This is a genomic window from Pseudomonas putida (assembly GCF_028682395.1).
In the GTDB taxonomy this organism is placed as follows: Bacteria; Pseudomonadota; Gammaproteobacteria; order Pseudomonadales; family Pseudomonadaceae; genus Aquipseudomonas; species Aquipseudomonas putida_AB.
On sequence record NZ_JANHLC010000001.1, the window covers coordinates 795,686 to 811,806 of the forward strand.

16 protein-coding genes are annotated in these 16,121 nt (G+C 59.6%); 8 read left to right on the forward strand and 8 right to left on the reverse strand.

Annotation, left to right across the window (positions count from 1 at the left end; all coding sequences use genetic code 11):
- Positions 1–74: 74 nt before the first annotated feature.
- The 3 genes from NPS46_RS03800 to NPS46_RS03810 all read right to left on the reverse strand — a co-directional run bounded on the left by NPS46_RS03800 (position 75) and on the right by NPS46_RS03810 (position 3,489).
- Positions 75–701 (reverse strand): response regulator transcription factor, encoded by a 627-nt coding sequence (locus NPS46_RS03800; protein WP_274105052.1) that lies wholly within the window; start codon positions 699–701, stop codon positions 75–77.
- Between the two features lie 508 nt (positions 702–1,209).
- Positions 1,210–2,427 carry an argininosuccinate synthase gene (locus NPS46_RS03805; RefSeq protein ID WP_274105053.1) on the reverse strand — a complete coding sequence of 406 codons (1,218 nt, stop codon included), beginning with the start codon at positions 2,425–2,427 and terminating at the stop codon, positions 1,210–1,212.
- A 129-nt stretch (positions 2,428–2,556) separates the two neighbouring features.
- Complete coding sequence (locus tag NPS46_RS03810) at positions 2,557–3,489, reverse strand: flagellar protein MotY (RefSeq protein WP_274105054.1); 933 nt, start codon at positions 3,487–3,489, stop codon at positions 2,557–2,559.
- Positions 3,490–3,632: 143 nt separating this feature from the next.
- Here NPS46_RS03810 and pyrC point away from each other — a divergent pair, with 143 nt between their 5' ends.
- From pyrC to bfr, 4 genes are all read left to right on the forward strand, one after another.
- A complete protein-coding gene (gene pyrC / locus NPS46_RS03815) occupies positions 3,633–4,679 on the forward strand; it encodes a dihydroorotase (protein WP_274105055.1) in 1,047 nt (348 codons plus the stop codon).
- Positions 4,676–5,353, forward strand: coding sequence for a ribonuclease T (rnt, locus tag NPS46_RS03820; RefSeq protein ID WP_274105057.1), 678 nt, complete (start codon positions 4,676–4,678; stop codon positions 5,351–5,353). The genes pyrC and rnt overlap by 4 nt, the downstream gene beginning before the upstream one ends.
- Positions 5,354–5,531: 178 nt before the next feature.
- Positions 5,532–5,750 carry a bacterioferritin-associated ferredoxin gene (locus NPS46_RS03825; protein ID WP_274105058.1) on the forward strand — a complete coding sequence of 73 codons (219 nt, stop codon included), beginning with the start codon at positions 5,532–5,534 and terminating at the stop codon, positions 5,748–5,750.
- Positions 5,751–5,950: 200 nt separating this feature from the next.
- Positions 5,951–6,421 carry a bacterioferritin gene (gene bfr, locus NPS46_RS03830; RefSeq protein ID WP_274105059.1) on the forward strand — a complete coding sequence of 157 codons (471 nt, stop codon included), beginning with the start codon at positions 5,951–5,953 and terminating at the stop codon, positions 6,419–6,421.
- Between the two features lie 94 nt (positions 6,422–6,515).
- Here the strand turns inward: bfr and grxD are convergent, their stop codons facing one another.
- The 3 genes from grxD to NPS46_RS03845 form a co-directional block, all read right to left on the reverse strand.
- Positions 6,516–6,854 carry a Grx4 family monothiol glutaredoxin gene (grxD, locus tag NPS46_RS03835; RefSeq protein WP_274105060.1) on the reverse strand — a complete coding sequence of 113 codons (339 nt, stop codon included), beginning with the start codon at positions 6,852–6,854 and terminating at the stop codon, positions 6,516–6,518.
- Between the two features lie 123 nt (positions 6,855–6,977).
- Positions 6,978–9,086 (reverse strand): molybdopterin oxidoreductase family protein, encoded by a 2,109-nt coding sequence (locus NPS46_RS03840; protein WP_274105061.1) that lies wholly within the window; start codon positions 9,084–9,086, stop codon positions 6,978–6,980.
- Positions 9,087–9,212: 126 nt separating this feature from the next.
- Positions 9,213–9,503 (reverse strand): hypothetical protein, encoded by a 291-nt coding sequence (locus NPS46_RS03845; protein ID WP_274105062.1) that lies wholly within the window; start codon positions 9,501–9,503, stop codon positions 9,213–9,215.
- 394 nt (positions 9,504–9,897) lie between these two features.
- On the opposite strand from NPS46_RS03845, the gene argF reads away from it, so the two are divergent.
- Both argF and NPS46_RS03855 read left to right on the forward strand, forming a co-directional pair.
- Positions 9,898–10,818 (forward strand): ornithine carbamoyltransferase, encoded by a 921-nt coding sequence (argF, locus tag NPS46_RS03850; protein WP_274105063.1) that lies wholly within the window; start codon positions 9,898–9,900, stop codon positions 10,816–10,818.
- Complete coding sequence (locus NPS46_RS03855) at positions 10,815–11,924, forward strand: ABC transporter ATP-binding protein (RefSeq protein WP_274105064.1); 1,110 nt, start codon at positions 10,815–10,817, stop codon at positions 11,922–11,924. The genes argF and NPS46_RS03855 overlap by 4 nt, the downstream gene beginning before the upstream one ends.
- A 59-nt stretch (positions 11,925–11,983) precedes the next feature.
- Here NPS46_RS03855 and NPS46_RS03860 read toward each other — a convergent pair whose 3' ends face one another.
- Positions 11,984–12,766, reverse strand: a complete 783-nt coding sequence (locus NPS46_RS03860) for a PhzF family phenazine biosynthesis protein (protein ID WP_274105065.1) — start codon at positions 12,764–12,766, stop codon at positions 11,984–11,986.
- A 96-nt stretch (positions 12,767–12,862) separates the two neighbouring features.
- Positions 12,863–13,333: a Cys-tRNA(Pro) deacylase gene (ybaK, locus tag NPS46_RS03865; protein ID WP_274105066.1), complete on the reverse strand. Its 471-nt coding sequence runs from the start codon at positions 13,331–13,333 to the stop codon at positions 12,863–12,865.
- 350 nt (positions 13,334–13,683) lie between these two features.
- Here ybaK and NPS46_RS03870 point away from each other — a divergent pair, with 350 nt between their 5' ends.
- Together NPS46_RS03870 and glpK are read left to right on the forward strand one after the other, a co-directional pair.
- On the forward strand, positions 13,684–14,535 hold the full coding sequence (locus NPS46_RS03870) for an MIP/aquaporin family protein (protein ID WP_274105067.1): 852 nt from the start codon (positions 13,684–13,686) through the stop codon (positions 14,533–14,535).
- An 82-nt stretch (positions 14,536–14,617) separates the two neighbouring features.
- Positions 14,618–16,120, forward strand: coding sequence for a glycerol kinase GlpK (glpK, locus tag NPS46_RS03875; protein ID WP_274105068.1), 1,503 nt, complete (start codon positions 14,618–14,620; stop codon positions 16,118–16,120).
- Position 16,121 lies beyond the last annotated feature (1 nt).

Below are 16,121 nucleotides of genomic sequence, written 5' to 3' on the forward strand. Positions count from 1 at the left end.
CATGCCTGCCATTCCCACCGGGCAGAAGCACACGCTTATGTTCCGGGAGTACATAGCGTACTCCCGGCAAACGATCAGACCAGGCCGTTACGCTGAGCGAGTTCAATCAGGTCAACCAGAGAGCGAGCATTGAGTTTTAGCAGCAAGCGGGTTTTGTAGGTGCTGACGGTTTTGTTGCTCAGGAACATCCCATCAGCGATTTCCTTGTTGGTCTTGCCGCGGGCCAGTTGCTGCAACACCATCATTTCGCGGCCCGACAGGCGCTCGACCATCTCCGCCTCACTGACATTCCCCAGATTGGAACGTACCGAATGCAGCGCCTGGTTAGGGAAGTAGCTGTAGCCGGAAAGCACCGCCTTGATGGCGCTGAGTAGCTCTGTCAAATCCTGCTGTTTGCAGACATAACCCGCCGCACCGGCCTGCATGCAACGCATTGAGAAATGCCCTGGCGCCTGGGAAGTAAAGACCAGCACCTTAAGAGGCTGGGAACTTGCAATCAGTCGAGCAATAACTTCCAGGCCGTCCAATTTAGGAATACCAATATCGAGAATGACGATATCCGGCATCTGCTCCCTAGCAAGTTGCAAAGCATCCACGCCATTCCCCGTTTCCCCGGTCACTTCATAACCATGCCGTTCCATCAGCATACGCACAGCCAGGCGAATGGCGGGATGATCATCCACGATCAGCACTTTATTCATGGGCAAGTCCAATTTTCGCTATTCGAATTTTCGAGCTCGCACAATAGCCTAGTCCCTTCCTACTGGGCATAGCATCTCCCTATGCAGGACAATATATAAAGACAATGAGCACAGCATAAAGAGAAAAAACCTACAAAATACATCCTCAAGTAACAACACTACCGGACGCTCGACACGCGCTTCGGCACACAGACGACGCACGATTCGCCCGACGCTTGCCACCTCCCGCAGAACGTTTAAATCGCGACTGCACCTCATCATTGCGCCCAACTGCCCTGGCGCGAAAATTTAATCGTGTCGAAATAACAGTAACCCGGCGCTATCCAACCTCATCAATAGCGACTCGGCGCCGAAACAAGGGCGTTGAACAACTATTCAAGAACACAACTAGAACTAGTTTTTTAATTTTAAACTCACACCAATCATGTTAGATCCTTCGCATTACCCAACGATCAGCCATAAAAAAACCCCGATCAAATGACCGGGGCTTTTCTATATTGCAACAAACTTAGAACATCTTGCGGTTCTTGTTCGCGGCAATACGCATACGCAGTGCATTGAGCTTGATAAAGCCTGCCGCGTCGGCCTGGTTGTAAGCGCCACCATCTTCTTCGAAGGTCGCGATATTGGCATCGAACAACGAGTCATCGGACTTACGGCCGGTGACAATAACGTTGCCCTTGTACAGCTTGAGGCGCACAACACCATTAACGTGGGCCTGGGACGCGTCGATCATTTGTTGCAGCATCAGACGCTCAGGGCTCCACCAGTACCCGGTGTAGATCAGGCTGGCGTACTTGGGCATCAACTCATCTTTGAGGTGAGCGACTTCACGGTCCAAGGTGATCGATTCGATCGCCCGGTGAGCGCGCAGCATGATGGTGCCGCCTGGCGTCTCGTAGCAGCCACGGGACTTCATGCCGACATAACGGTTCTCGACGATGTCCAGGCGGCCAATACCATTTTCCCCGCCAATGCGGTTCAAAGTGGCCAGTACGGTAGCCGGAGTCATTTCGACGCCATCCAGAGCCACGATATCGCCATTGCGATAGGTCAGTTCCAGGTAAGTCGGCGTGTTCGGCGCGTCTTCCGGGGACTTGGTCCAACGCCACATGTCTTCTTCGTGCTCGGTCCAGGTATCTTCCAGCACGCCACCTTCATAGGAGATGTGCAGCAGGTTGGCATCCATCGAGTACGGGGATTTCTTCTTGCCATGACGCTCGATCGGGATGGCATGCTTCTCGGCATAATCCATCAGTTTCTCACGCGACAGCAGGTCCCACTCACGCCATGGTGCGATGACCTTGACGCCGGGCTTGAGTGCGTAGGCGCCCAGTTCGAAGCGAACCTGGTCGTTACCCTTGCCAGTCGCGCCATGGGAAATGGCGTCGGCGCCGGTTTCGTTGGCGATTTCAATCAGACGCTTGGCAATCAGCGGACGTGCGATGGAAGTACCCAGCAGGTACTCGCCTTCGTAGACGGTGTTGGCGCGGAACATCGGGAAAACGAAATCGCGTACGAACTCTTCACGCAGATCGTCGATATAGATCTCTTTCACGCCCATGGCTTGCGCCTTGGCACGTGCTGGCTCGACCTCTTCGCCCTGACCGAGGTCCGCAGTGAAGGTCACCACTTCACAGTTATAAGTATCCTGCAGCCACTTGAGGATCACCGAAGTGTCCAGGCCGCCGGAATACGCCAGAACGACCTTGTTTACGTCCGCCATGCCATCACTCCACCGGGTTGTACGGAAAAGCGCGGATTCTACCGCTCAAACCGGTGAATTTACAGGGGCGCGACAGCTTAGGACGACAAAGCGACAGATTATGTCGACCGGGCGACGAGCACAGCCGTTTCAGGAGGTCGCTGCGGCACTCGGAGCAACGCCAGCCTTGGGCTCTACCTTGAGCTCAGCCTTGGGCGCGGGGGCCTCCACGGGAGGCACGCGATCGAGCACGATACTGACCCGCCGATTCTTGGCCCGATTGGCCTTGTTGGTGTTGGGAGCCAGCGGATAACGTTCACCATGGAAACGTACCGTGATCTGCTCCTCGGCAAAGCCATTGGCCTTGAAGAACTCCATGACCGCCAGGGCTCTGCGCCGCGACAGATCCCGGTTGGTCAGGCGATTGCCGCTGTTGTCCGAATGGCCGTTGAGCTCGATATGGTTGACGCTCGGATCGGCCTTGAGGAACTCAAGCACCACCTGCAGACGAGCCTTGGCCGGCCCATCGAGCTCGATGCCACCGCCAGGGAAGCCGACCTCGGTCTTCTTCACTTGCTCGAAATTCATCGGTAGTAATTTGGCGGTACAGACTTGGTAGTCACTGTAGGCCTTGCTGAACTTGACCGGCAGCAAACGGATTTCCGATGTCCCGCCATCACGTGAATAATGGCGCACCACCGGACTGCGCCCGTCCAGCAAGCCGGTAAACAGACGCCCGGCCTGGGCCTGCGAGCTGTTGAACAGGACGTCGCCGCTGCCGATCCGTACCGCACCCAGGTTGATATCGCCGCGCCCCGGCTGCCAAGGCGCCGCGGCGGCCAATAAGGTAGCCGAACCCCCACCCAGCGGATGGTTGTAAGCCTTGAGGCGAAAGATTGCCTGCTCCCCGGCCCGTCGAACGAACTCACCCGAACCAAAATCGGTGATGGGCTGAGCCAGACGGCACTCGAATTTATCGCCCTCGACCGTCCACTCGATATTCTCCAGACGGGTCTGGAACGTCAGGGCCATGGCGGGCAGACTGGCGAACATACTGAGCAAGGCTAGATAACGCTGGCGCACGGGAGGCTCCATTGGATTTTGCAACAAAAAATACGGCGTACCCTCGAGGTATCGGTTAAGCCGCGTAAAACTTGATAGCGAGTGCCTGATACTGTCTTTTCCGGTAGCATCCCCCCCTAGTTCGACCCGCCTGGAACCCCCCAATGTCCGACCGCCTGACCCTGCTGCGTCCCGACGACTGGCATATCCATCTTCGCGATGGCGCTGCGTTGCCCCACACTGTCGCGGATGTTGCGCGCACCTTTGGCCGCGCCATCATCATGCCCAACCTGGTGCCACCCGTCCGCAACGCGGCCCAAGCCGACGCCTATCGCCAGCGCATTCTTGCCGCTCGTCCTGCCGGCAGCCGTTTCGAACCGCTGATGGTGCTTTACCTCACCGATCGTACGCAGCCCGAGGAAATCCGCGAGGCCAAGGCCAGCGGCTTCGTGTATGCCGCCAAGCTATACCCGGCCGGCGCCACGACCAATTCGGACTCGGGTGTCACCAGCATCGACAATATCCTGCCCGCAATCGAGGCCATGGCCGAAGTGGGCCTGCCGTTGTTGATTCACGGTGAAGTGACCCGCGCCGATGTCGATATCTTCGACCGCGAAAAGATTTTTATCGACGAGCACATGCGCGGCGTCGTAGAGCGTTTCCCAAACCTGAAAGTCGTGTTCGAGCACATCACCACCCGTGACGCCGTGGAGTTTGTCCGCCAGGCTCCGGCCAACGTGGCAGCGACCATCACCGCTCATCACCTGCTCTATAACCGTAATCATATGCTGGTTGGCGGTATCCGCCCGCACTTCTATTGCCTGCCGATCCTCAAGCGCAACGTACACCAGGAAGCCTTGCTGGACGCAGCGACGAGCGGCAGCGAGAAGTTCTTCCTGGGCACCGACTCGGCGCCCCATGCCCAGCATGCCAAGGAAGCCGCCTGCGGTTGCGCGGGCTGCTACACCGCCTATGCCGCAATCGAGCTGTACGCCGAAGCCTTCGAGCAGCGCAATGCGCTGGACAAACTCGAAGGTTTCGCCAGCCTGCACGGCCCCCGCTTCTATGGGCTGGCACCGAACAGCGAGCGCATTACACTGGTCCGCGAGGAGTGGACCGCCCCTGCCAGCCTGCCGTTTGGCGAGCTGACCGTAATCCCGCTGCGCGCCGGTGAAAAACTGCGCTGGCGCCTGCTGGAGGAACACCTGTGAGTGACGACCATTTCGATGACGAGCTGGAAAGCCATGGCAACTCCGGAGGCTCACGCCATCCGATGGCTTCCCGCTTTCGCGGTTACCTGCCCGTCGTCATCGATGTAGAAACCGGTGGTTTCAATGCTGCGACAGACGCCCTGCTGGAAATCGCCGCCGTAACCATCGGCATGGACGAAAAAGGCTTCGTGTTCCCGGAACACACCTACTTCTTCCGGGTCGAGCCCTTCGAAGGGGCGAACATCGAACCGGCGGCCCTGGAATTCACCGGGATCAAGCTCGATCACCCGCTGCGTATGGCCGTCAGCGAAGAAACCGCCCTGACCGATATCTTCCGTGGCGTGCGCAAGGCGCTCAAGGCCAACGGCTGCAAGCGGGCCATCCTGGTCGGCCACAACAGCAGCTTCGACCTGGGCTTTCTCAATGCCGCCGTCGCGCGCCTGGATATGAAGCGCAATCCGTTTCACCCCTTCTCCAGCTTCGACACCGCGACGCTCGCCGGCCTGGCTTACGGCCAGACCGTGCTGGCCAAGGCCTGCCAGACCGCCGACATCGACTTCGATGGTCGTGAAGCGCATTCGGCCCGCTACGACACCGAGAAGACCGCCGAGCTGTTCTGCGGCATCGTCAATCGGTGGAAACAGATGGGTGGCTGGGAAGATTTCAACGACTGATTCCCCCGCTTTGAGCAAGAAAAAACCGGCCAAGCGCCGGTTTTTTCTTGTCCGAATAGCCACTCGTCAGGCCGCAGCCGCTCTAGACAGATGCTTTGCGAAGTTACTTTGACAATCATTCTCGTTAACATTAAGATCCGTCTCATTGAGCCACAACCCACAGCGACGGTTCTCACCTATGTATGTCTGCCTCTGCCAAGGCGTTACCGACGGGCAAATCCGCGAAGCCATCTATGACGGCTGCTGCAGCTACCGTGACGTGCGCCAGGCCACCGGTGTCGCCAGCCAGTGCGGAAAATGCGCCTGCCTCGCCAAGCAAGTGGTGCGTGAAACCCTGACAGAATTGCAAAGTTGCCAGGCCGCGATTCCCTACGCCGTAGAATTTTCCGCCGCCTGATTCAGCCTTATTTAAAGAACCGGACTTAACGTCCGGTTTTTTTATGCCCAGAATTCAATCGCTTAGCACCATAACGCGGAACACAAACATTCTTATTCCGATTAATTTTCATTTATTATTCAATAACTTAGGTTTGACACTTGTAATTACCCGGCTCAAACTCGGGCTTATATACGGCTAATACAGGGCAGGACCCCATCATGAAAGGCGACGTAACAGTCATCCAGCATCTCAACAAGATCCTTGCCAATGAGCTGGTCGCGATCAATCAGTATTTTCTGCATGCACGCATGTATGAAGATTGGGGCCTGAACAAGCTGGGCAAGCACGAGTACCACGAGTCCATCGACGAGATGAAACACGCGGACAAGCTCATCAAGCGCATCCTTTTCCTCGAAGGCCTGCCGAACGTCCAAGACCTGGGCAAGCTGCATATCGGCGAACACACCAAGGAAATGCTCGAGTGCGACCTGCGCATCGAGAAGACCGGCCACGCCGACCTCAAGGCCGCCATTGCCCACTGCGAAGTCACCGGCGACTTTGGTAGCCGTGAACTTCTGGAGGATATTCTCGAATCCGAAGAAGAACATATCGATTGGCTGGAAACCCAACTGGGCCTGATCGATAAAGTCGGTATCGAGAATTACCTGCAATCACAAATGGGCGAGTAATCGCCCCCAATAAAAAGCCCCGCGCTCTTGTTCAGAGGCGGGGCTTTTTATTGCCTGCAAGACGTGGCGCAAGCTAATGCGCCACGCGCTGAGATCAGGCTTCGGTCTTGCTTGCAGCCTTCTCGGCAGCAGCCTTGATCAGGGCCTGCAGCTCACCATTGGCAGCCATCTCGGTCATGATATCGCTACCGCCGACCAGCTCACCGGCAACCCACAACTGCGGGAAGGTCGGCCAGTTGGCGTATTTCGGCAGGTTGGCACGGATTTCCGGGTTCTGCAGGATATCCACGTAGGCGAACTTCTCGCCACAGCCCATGACGGCCTGCGCGGCTTTCGCGGAAAAGCCACACTGCGGGGCATTCGGCGAGCCTTTCATGTAAAGCAGAATGGTGTTGTTGGCAATCTGCTCTTTAATAGTTTCGATGATATCCATGAAGCACCTCGGCTAACTGTCCGACTCAAACTTTCCGACTCAGTAGTCGGCACGGTTGCGCATTGTAACGGAAAGCCGAGCGCTACGCTCGGTCTCCCCTGCCCGACTATCGTCGCCCGGGGCTTAGGCCGCACCGACCTGCACGGGAACACCATTGAGCACCGCATTCCCCGACAACGCATCCAGCTGCCGTTCGTCAGTCAGGTCATTGGCGCTCGCCCCCGACTGGGCGCAGGCAATCGCCATCTGCACTCCCGGCCGAGCATGTCCCCACCCGTGAGGCAGGCTCACAACGCCTGGCATCATCTCCAGCGAGGCCAATACCTGCACCTCCACCTCGCCAACCCGCGAGCGAACGCGAACCCGCTGTCCATCGCACAGCCCACGACACGCCAGATCATCGGGATGCATCAGCAGTTGATGGCGCGGTTTGCCCTTCACCAGCCGGTGATAGTTGTGCATCCAGGAGTTGTTGCTGCGCACATGCCGCCGGCCAATCATCAGCAACTCCCCCACCGCTGGCGCCTGCTGAGCGGCAAAACGCGCGAGATCCGCCATAAGCTCGGCCGGAGCCGCCTGGATCTGCCCATCCGCACTTTTCAGCCGCCCTGCGAGATTGGGCTTGAGCGCCCCCAGGTCAAGGCCATGGGGGTAGGCCGCCAGGCCGGCCACCGACAACTTGTGCGCCGATGCATCGCCGTACCGGCCACTACGCAGGCCAGCGTCAATCATCTGGGCGGGCGCGACAGTGGGCTTGAGCGCGTGTCCGCTTCGTGCGGCAAAGGCCTGCGCCAGGCCAACAAAGATTTCCCAGTCATGCAGTGCGCCCGTCGGCTTGGCGAGAATGGCCTGATTGAAGCGCGTGACATTGCGTACTGCGAACATATTGAACGTGGTGTCGTAATGATCATTTTCCAGCGCCGAAGTCGAGGGCAGGATCAGGTCGGCATAACGCGTGGTTTCGTTGATATACAGGTCGATACTGACCATAAACTCCAAACCACCCAGCGCCCGCTCCAGTTGACGCCCATTGGGCGTGGACAGCACGGGATTGCCTGCCACCGTCACCAACGCCCGCACCTGGCCTACGCCGTCACAGAGCATCTCCTCGGCCAGCGCCGAGACCGGCAGTTCGCCCCCATACTCCGGCAATCCGCTGACCCGGCTTTGCCAGCGATTGAAATGTCCGCCGCCTGTGGAAGCGACCAGGTCCACTGCCGGCTCAGTGCACACAGCCCCACCAACCCGATCCAGATTACCGGTCACCAGATTGATCAACTGAACCAGCCAGTGACAGAGCGTGCCAAAAGCCTGCACCGAGACGCCCATGCGTCCGTAACAGACGGCTTTGTCCGCACCGGCAAAGTCGCGTGCCAGTTGCCTGATCTGCTCGGCAGGCACTGCGCACAGGGGGCTCATGGCCTCGGCATCAAACGCTTGAATCGCCGCGCGAACCGACTCCAGCCCCTGCACAGGCAAATGGCTGGTGCGGGTCAAGCCTTCACTGAACAGGGTATGGAGCAACCCGAACAATAGCGCCGCATCCCCACCTGGGCGCACAAACAGATGCTGATCGGCCAGCGCCGCGGTTTCACTGCGCCGAGGATCGACCACCACGATCCGCCCGCCTCTGGCCTGGATAGCCTTCAAGCGTTTCTCGACATCCGGCACCGTCATGATGCTGCCATTGGAGGCCAGCGGATTGGCCCCCAGGATCAGCATGAAGTCGGTGTGGTCAACATCCGGGATCGGCAACAGCAACCCGTGGCCGTACATCAGGTGGCTGGTCAGGTGGTGGGGCAGTTGGTCGACCGAGGTCGCGGAAAAGCGATTACGGGTCTTGAGCAGCCCGAGGAAGTAGTTGCTATGGGTCATCAACCCATAGTTGTGCACGCTGGGATTGCCCTGGTAGACCGCCACCGCGTTCTGCCCATGGCGCGCCTGAATATCCCCCAGCCGCTCGGCGACCAGTGCAAAGGCCGCCTCCCACTCGATAGGCCGCCATTCGTCCCCCACCCGCTGCATGGGCCGGCGCAGGCGGTCCGGATCATTCTGGATATCCTGCAGGGCCACCGCCTTGGGACAGATATGCCCACGGCTGAAGGGATCCAGGGCATCGCCCTTGATCGAAGTGATCTGCACCTGCTGGTCGTCGGTGCGGGTGGTTTCAATGGTCAAGCCACAGATGGCTTCACATAGATGGCAGGCACGGTGATGAAGAGTCTTGGTCATGGCCAGTCTCTGTTTTGTTGGCGGCTGCCGGCTGGCATACACGAACAAAACTATGGCGCCTGAGCGACCACACTGCCAGGCCAGTCAACTCCATGAATCGGCAGGCATCAACCACGCCGATACGGATTAGACTCGCGGCAGTCGTGGCGGCGGCTGCAACTGGATTTCCTGCACCGCTTCGATCTGCTCGTGGGTGACCGGCACGCCGGTCAGCTCGCTGATCAGCCGCCAGTGCTCATCAAGGCCCGAACTGATGGTCGCCATCCGGTCGATCATCCGGCGCGCGGCACCGCGAGTTGTCTCATCCTCGCTGCGCAGCAGCTCAAATGACATGGACGTCATCGACGCCGTCATATGAGTCAGCGTGCGCGCTGTCAGCCCGAGAAGTTCTACCAATTGCTGTTCTTTCGATTCCATTCCCGAGACTCGTATGTGTCGCACGAGACACATTTATAACCCAGCGCCCGCCTTTAGCAAATGTTGCAAAAGCCAAAGTTGTCTCGCCCCATCGACCGATCAGTCAGGAAAACCCGCCGGTGGGTGACTTGAGCACCTTCGCGAATTGCCAAGCCGCGCGGCGACAGTGTACAAATGGCCCCTGGCCATAGAACGAACAGGCTTAAAGAGCCGCCCATGGCCAGCGCTGGATTCCCCTGGAAACTTAACCCTGTTGGTAAGACGCGACATTTTCTTATACGATCGCGCCTTCCCCTATTTCGTCGCCCCGTGCGGCTTTCGCCGCAGGTCTAGCCCGTTTTTCCGAAAAACCCGGCTTTGAGTATCTGCGGTCTGTTGCAAAAGGTAGTCAATAATGAGCGCAAGGCACTTTCTCTCCCTGATGGATTACACGCCCGAAGAGCTGCTCAGCGTGATCCGTCGAGGGATCGAGCTCAAAGACCTGCGTAACCGCGGCGTACTCTTCGAGCCGTTGAAGAACCGGGTCCTGGGGATGATTTTCGAGAAATCCTCGACGCGTACCCGTCTGTCGTTCGAGGCCGGCATGATCCAGCTCGGCGGCCAGGCCATTTTCCTCTCGCCACGCGACACCCAACTGGGTCGCGGCGAGCCGATCGGCGACTGCGCCATTGTCATGTCGCGCATGCTCGATGCGGTGATGATCCGGACCTTTGCCCACAGCACCCTGACCGAGTTCGCGGCCAACTCCCGCGTTCCGGTGATCAACGGGCTATCGGACGACCTGCACCCGTGCCAACTGCTCGCCGACATGCAGACCTTCCTCGAACACCGCGGCGCCATCCAGGGCAAAACCGTGGCCTGGATCGGCGACGGCAATAATATGTGCAACAGCTATATAGAAGCGGCCATCCAGTTCGACTTCAACCTGCGTATCGCCTGCCCCGAAGGTTACGAGCCCAATCCAACCTTCGTCGCCCAGGCCGGTGACCGCGTACAGATCCTGCGCGACCCGCGCGAGGCCGTACGTGGCGCCCACCTGGTCAGCACCGACGTCTGGACCTCCATGGGCCAGGAAGAAGAAACCGCCAAGCGCCTGGCCCTTTTCGCGCCCTTCCAGGTCAACCGCGCCCTGCTCGACCTGGCCGCACCAGAGGTGCTGTTCATGCATTGCCTACCCGCCCACCGGGGCGAGGAAATCAGCCTCGACCTGCTTGACGACCCGCGCTCGGTGGCGTGGGACCAAGCCGAGAACCGCCTGCATGCCCAGAAGGCCCTGCTCGAATTTCTCGTTGAACCGGCGTACCACCACGCATGAGCCAGCCATTACTCCTCAACCTGCGTAACCTTGCCTGCGGCTACCAGGACCAACGTGTGGTGCAGAACCTCAACCTGCACCTCAATGCCGGCGATATCGGCTGCCTGCTCGGCTCGTCGGGGTGCGGAAAGACCACCACCCTGCGGGCCATTGCCGGGTTCGAACCGGTGCACGAGGGTGAAATCCAACTGGCCGGCGAAGTGATCTCCAGCGCCGGTTTCACCCTGGCACCAGAGAAGCGTCGCATCGGCATGGTGTTCCAGGACTACGCGCTGTTTCCCCATCTGAGCGTGGCGCAAAACATCGCCTTTGGCATTCGCCAGCACCCGCAGAAAGATCGAGTAACCGACGAGTTGCTCGAACTGGTCAATCTCAAAGGCCTCGGCAAGCGCTATCCCCACGAACTGTCCGGCGGCCAGCAACAACGAGTGGCCCTCGCCCGCGCCCTGGCACCCGAACCACAACTGCTGCTGCTCGACGAGCCGTTCTCCAACCTCGATGGTGAGCTGCGCCGCAAACTCAGCCATGAAGTGCGCGATATCCTCAAGCTACGCGGTACCAGCGCGATTCTGGTGACTCACGACCAAGAAGAAGCCTTCGCGGTCAGCGACCATGTCGGGGTCTTCAAGGAAGGTCGTCTGGAACAGTGGGATACGCCCTACAACCTCTACCACGAACCCTTGACCCCCTTCGTCGCCAGCTTTATTGGCCAGGGCTATTTTATTCGTGGCCAGTTGCACAGCCCGGAATCGGTCCAGACCGAACTCGGCGTGCTGCGCGGCAACCGGGCCTATAACTGGCCGGTGGGTGGTGCGGTGGATGTGCTGCTGCGCCCGGACGATATCGTCTATGCCCCCGACAGCGAGCTGAAGGCCCGTATCGTCGGCAAGACCTTCCTCGGTGCTTCGACCTTGTATCGCCTGCAACTGCCGACCGGCAGCCAGCTGGAATCGGTGTTCCCCAGCCACGCCGATCACCTGCCGGGAAGCGAAGTCGGCATCCGTGTCGCCGCCGAGCACCTGGTACTGTTCCAGGCCAGTGGTAGTCAAGCGGCGCAGATCCCACTGGTCGAAGCGGGTGTCCGGCGTTTTAGCCACGGCCAATAGCGCTGTTCGCCAGCTCGCTCGCACCTGATCGGTAGGCGTGAGCGAGCTCACGCCAGGTATCAAGCCAGAAACAGCCGCCCGCTACTGACCAGCGTTGCATCCCCGCCAATCTTCACCCGCTCCCCTTCCAGCCGACAGAACAACTCGCCCCCACGCGCCGAGCACTGGTAGGCGGTGAGGCTCGCCTTGTCCAGGCGCTGCGCCCAATACGGAATCAGGCTGCAATGGGTCGAGCCGGTGACCGGGTCCTCATCGATGCCGATGGCTGGCGCAAAGTAGCGCGAAACGAAATCGTGCTGCTGCCCCGGCGCCGTCACAATCGCTCCCGGCCATGGCAGCCTCGCCAGTGCCACCTTATCCGGCTGGCAATCGCGCACGGCCTGCTCGGACTCCAGCACCACGAACAGTTCATGGGAACCCAGCACCTCCACCACCTTGCAGCCCAGGGCCTGCTCAACCTGCGGGGTCACATCCAGCGGCCCCGGCACGATCCGCGGGAAATCCAGCCACAAGCGCCCGTCTGCCCGGCTGACACTCAAGGGCCCGCTGCGGCTGACAAAATCAATCCGCTCGGCCGTCTCCTGGTAGACCTCGAACAGCACAAAGGCACTGGCCAACGTGGCGTGGCCACACAGCGGCACCTCGACGGTCGGCGTAAACCAGCGGATATGCCAGGCAGCCCCTTCGCGGACCAGAAAAGCGGTTTCGGCCAGATTATGCTCGGCCGCAATCTTCTGCATCAGCTCATCGGCCAGCCAACTGTCCAACCGATAGACCATGGCCGGGTTGCCGCCAAAGGGCCGGTTACTGAACGCATCGACCTGGTGGAATTCAAGCTGCATCGCATCGTCTCCTGTGCATTTAGGCCAGGGAGAATGCCGTCAGCGTTGTCAGGTTCGCCAGTGACAGACGCCACTCATTTGCACCATACAGCCGTCTCAAGGCCGCCCGACGTCGGCGAACTTGGCCTGGGTATGTTCGGCCAGCACATCGGCGGACAATTCGACTTCCAGGCCCCGTCGCCCGGCACTGACGTGGATGGTCGCAAAAGAGCGCGCGGAATTATCGATAAAGGTCCGCAGACGTTTCTTCTGCCCCAACGGGCTGATGCCTCCCAGTAGGTAACCCGTTGCCCGTTGCGCCGCTGCCGGATCAGCCATCTCGGTTTTCTTCACGCCAGCCGCCTGAGCCAGCGCCTTCAGATCCAGCGAGCCGATCACGGGGACCACCGCCACCAACAACTCACCCTTTTCACTGCTGGCCAACAGCGTCTTGAACACCTGGGCCGGCTCCAGGCCGAGCTTCTCTGCCGCTTCGAGGCCATACGAGGCCACCTTGGGGTCATGTTCATAGCTGTGAACGCGATGTTCGGCACGCGCTTTTTTCAGCAAATCCAATGCGGGGGTCATGGCAACTCCAGGCTCGACAAGTGCAGGAAAAACAACCGCAGAATACTAGGCCATCAACGCTCAAAAGGCTCTATTCCCGTGACATTGCGCCAAGCCACAGGGCCTCCGGCGGCGCTTTGCGCACACGCATTCGGCGCAGACACATGAGACCGCCACGGCGACCAGCGGTCAGAATCTGAACCACCGTTCACTTTCGACCTTTGACAGCAGCGTTTCTTGTCTATATATTTTCGATTTTGAATATTGCCGAATCGTTCCAGCAGGTTTCGCCACTGTGCGCCGAACCCGCTTCCCCATTGCCTGTCAGCGCCCAAAAGGGCGTCACACAACAACAAAAAACGAGGTTCCTCATGAGTGCTGCGTTACGCCAACCGTCGATTTACGGCCAATGCATCGCCGAATTCCTCGGTACCGCGCTGCTGATTTTCTTCGGCACCGGTTGCGTCGCCGCGCTCAAGGTCGCGGGCGCCAGCTTCGGGCTCTGGGAAATCAGCATCATCTGGGGCGTGGGTGTGAGCATGGCCATCTACTTTACCGCTGGCGTGTCAGGGGCCCACCTGAACCCGGCCGTCAGTATCGCCTTGTGCCTGTTTACCGATTTCGAGAAGCGCAAATTGCCCTTCTATATTTTCGCCCAGGTCGCCGGCGCCTTTTGTGCGGCCGCCCTGGTCTATACGCTCTACAGCAACCTTTTCTTCGATTTCGAACAAAGCCATCACCTGATGCGTGGTACCCAGGCCAGCCTCGAACTGGCCTCGGTATTTTCCACCTACCCCCACCCGCTGCTCTCCACCGGCCAGGCTTTCCTGGTCGAAGTCATCATCACGGCCATTTTGATGGGCGTCATCATGTCCCTGACCGACGACAACAACGGCCTGCCCCGCGGCCCCCTGGCCCCCCTGCTGATCGGCTTGCTGATCGCAGTGATCGGCAGTGCGATGGGCCCGCTGACCGGCTTTGCGATGAACCCGGCCCGGGACTTCGGCCCGAAACTCATGACCTTCTTCGCCGGCTGGGGTGAAATAGCCTTTACTGGCGGGCGAGAGATCCCGTATTTCCTGATTCCGATCTTTGCTCCGATCGTCGGAGCCTGTCTTGGCGCGGCACTCTATCGCGGCCTGATCGCCCGTCATCTGCCGGCCCCGGCAGTGACAGACGAGCCTGCCAAGACAGGGCTGGCCAGCAAGATCCAGGCGTCCTGAACCGCATTTTGCAAAGCCTGCGCGTATGCTCTGCCCCTGTAGCACGCGCGGTGCTCAATCACTCTATTTCAAGGCAATCGACATGACCGAAACACAAAACAAGAACTACATCATTGCCCTGGACCAGGGCACGACCAGTTCCCGGGCCATTATTTTCGACCGCGATGCCAACGTGGTCTGCACCGCCCAACGTGAATTCCAGCAGCACTACCCGCAAGCGGGCTGGGTCGAACATGACCCCATGGAAATCTTTGCCACCCAGAGCGCCGTCATGGTCGAAGCCCTGGCCCAGGCCGGCCTGCACCACGATCAGGTCGCCGCCATTGGCATCACCAACCAGCGTGAAACCACCGTGGTCTGGGACAAGGAAAGCGGCCGCCCCATCTACAACGCAATCGTCTGGCAGTGCCGGCGCAGCACCGAGATCTGCGAACAGCTCAAGCGCGGCGGTCACGAAGACTACATCCGCGAGACCACCGGCCTGGTCACCGATCCGTACTTCTCCGGTACCAAGCTGAAATGGATCCTCGACCAGGTTGAAGGCAGCCGCGAACGGGCGCGCAAAGGCGAACTGCTGTTCGGCACCGTTGATAGCTGGCTGATCTGGAAGTTCACCGGCGGCAAGACCCATGTCACCGACTACACCAATGCCTCGCGCACCATGCTCTTCAACATCCACACCCTGGAGTGGGACGCGAAGATGCTCGAACTGCTGGATATTCCCCGGGAGATGTTGCCCGAGGTGAAGTCCTCCTCCGAAATCTATGGCCGGACCAAAAGCGGCATTGCCATTGGCGGTATCGCCGGCGACCAGCAGGCCGCCTTGTTCGGGCAGATGTGCGTCGAGCCCGGCCAGGCAAAGAATACCTACGGCACGGGCTGTTTCCTGCTGATGAACACCGGTGCCAATGCCGTGAAATCCACCCATGGCATGCTCACCACGATTGCCTGCGGTCCGCGTGGCGAAGTGGCCTACGCCCTGGAAGGCGCAGTGTTCAACGGTGGCTCCACCGTGCAGTGGCTGCGGGACGAGCTGAAAATCATCAATGACGCCCACGACACCGAATACTTCGCCAGCAAGGTCAAGGACAGCAACGGCGTGTACCTGGTGCCGGCCTTTACCGGCCTGGGCGCGCCCTACTGGGACCCCTATGCCCGTGGCGCATTGTTCGGCCTGACTCGCGGCGTACGCGTGGATCACATTATTCGCGCCGCCCTGGAGTCGATTGCCTACCAGACCCGCGACGTATTGGACGCCATGCAGCAGGACTCCGGTGAACGCCTCAAGGCGCTGCGCGTGGATGGCGGTGCCGTCGCCAACAACTTCCTGATGCAGTTCCAGGCCGACATTCTCGGCACCCAGGTCGAACGCCCGCAAATGCGCGAAACCACAGCCCTTGGCGCCGCCTATCTGGCCGGCCTGGCCTGCGGTTTCTGGGGCAGCCTGGAAGAACTGCGCGGCAAGGCGGTGATCGAGCGCGAATTCGAACCGCAGTTGGCCGAAGCAGAAAAGGAAAAACTCTACGCCGGCTGGAAAAAAGCCGTGGACCGTACCCGCGACTGGGAACCCCACGACAGCAACTGAT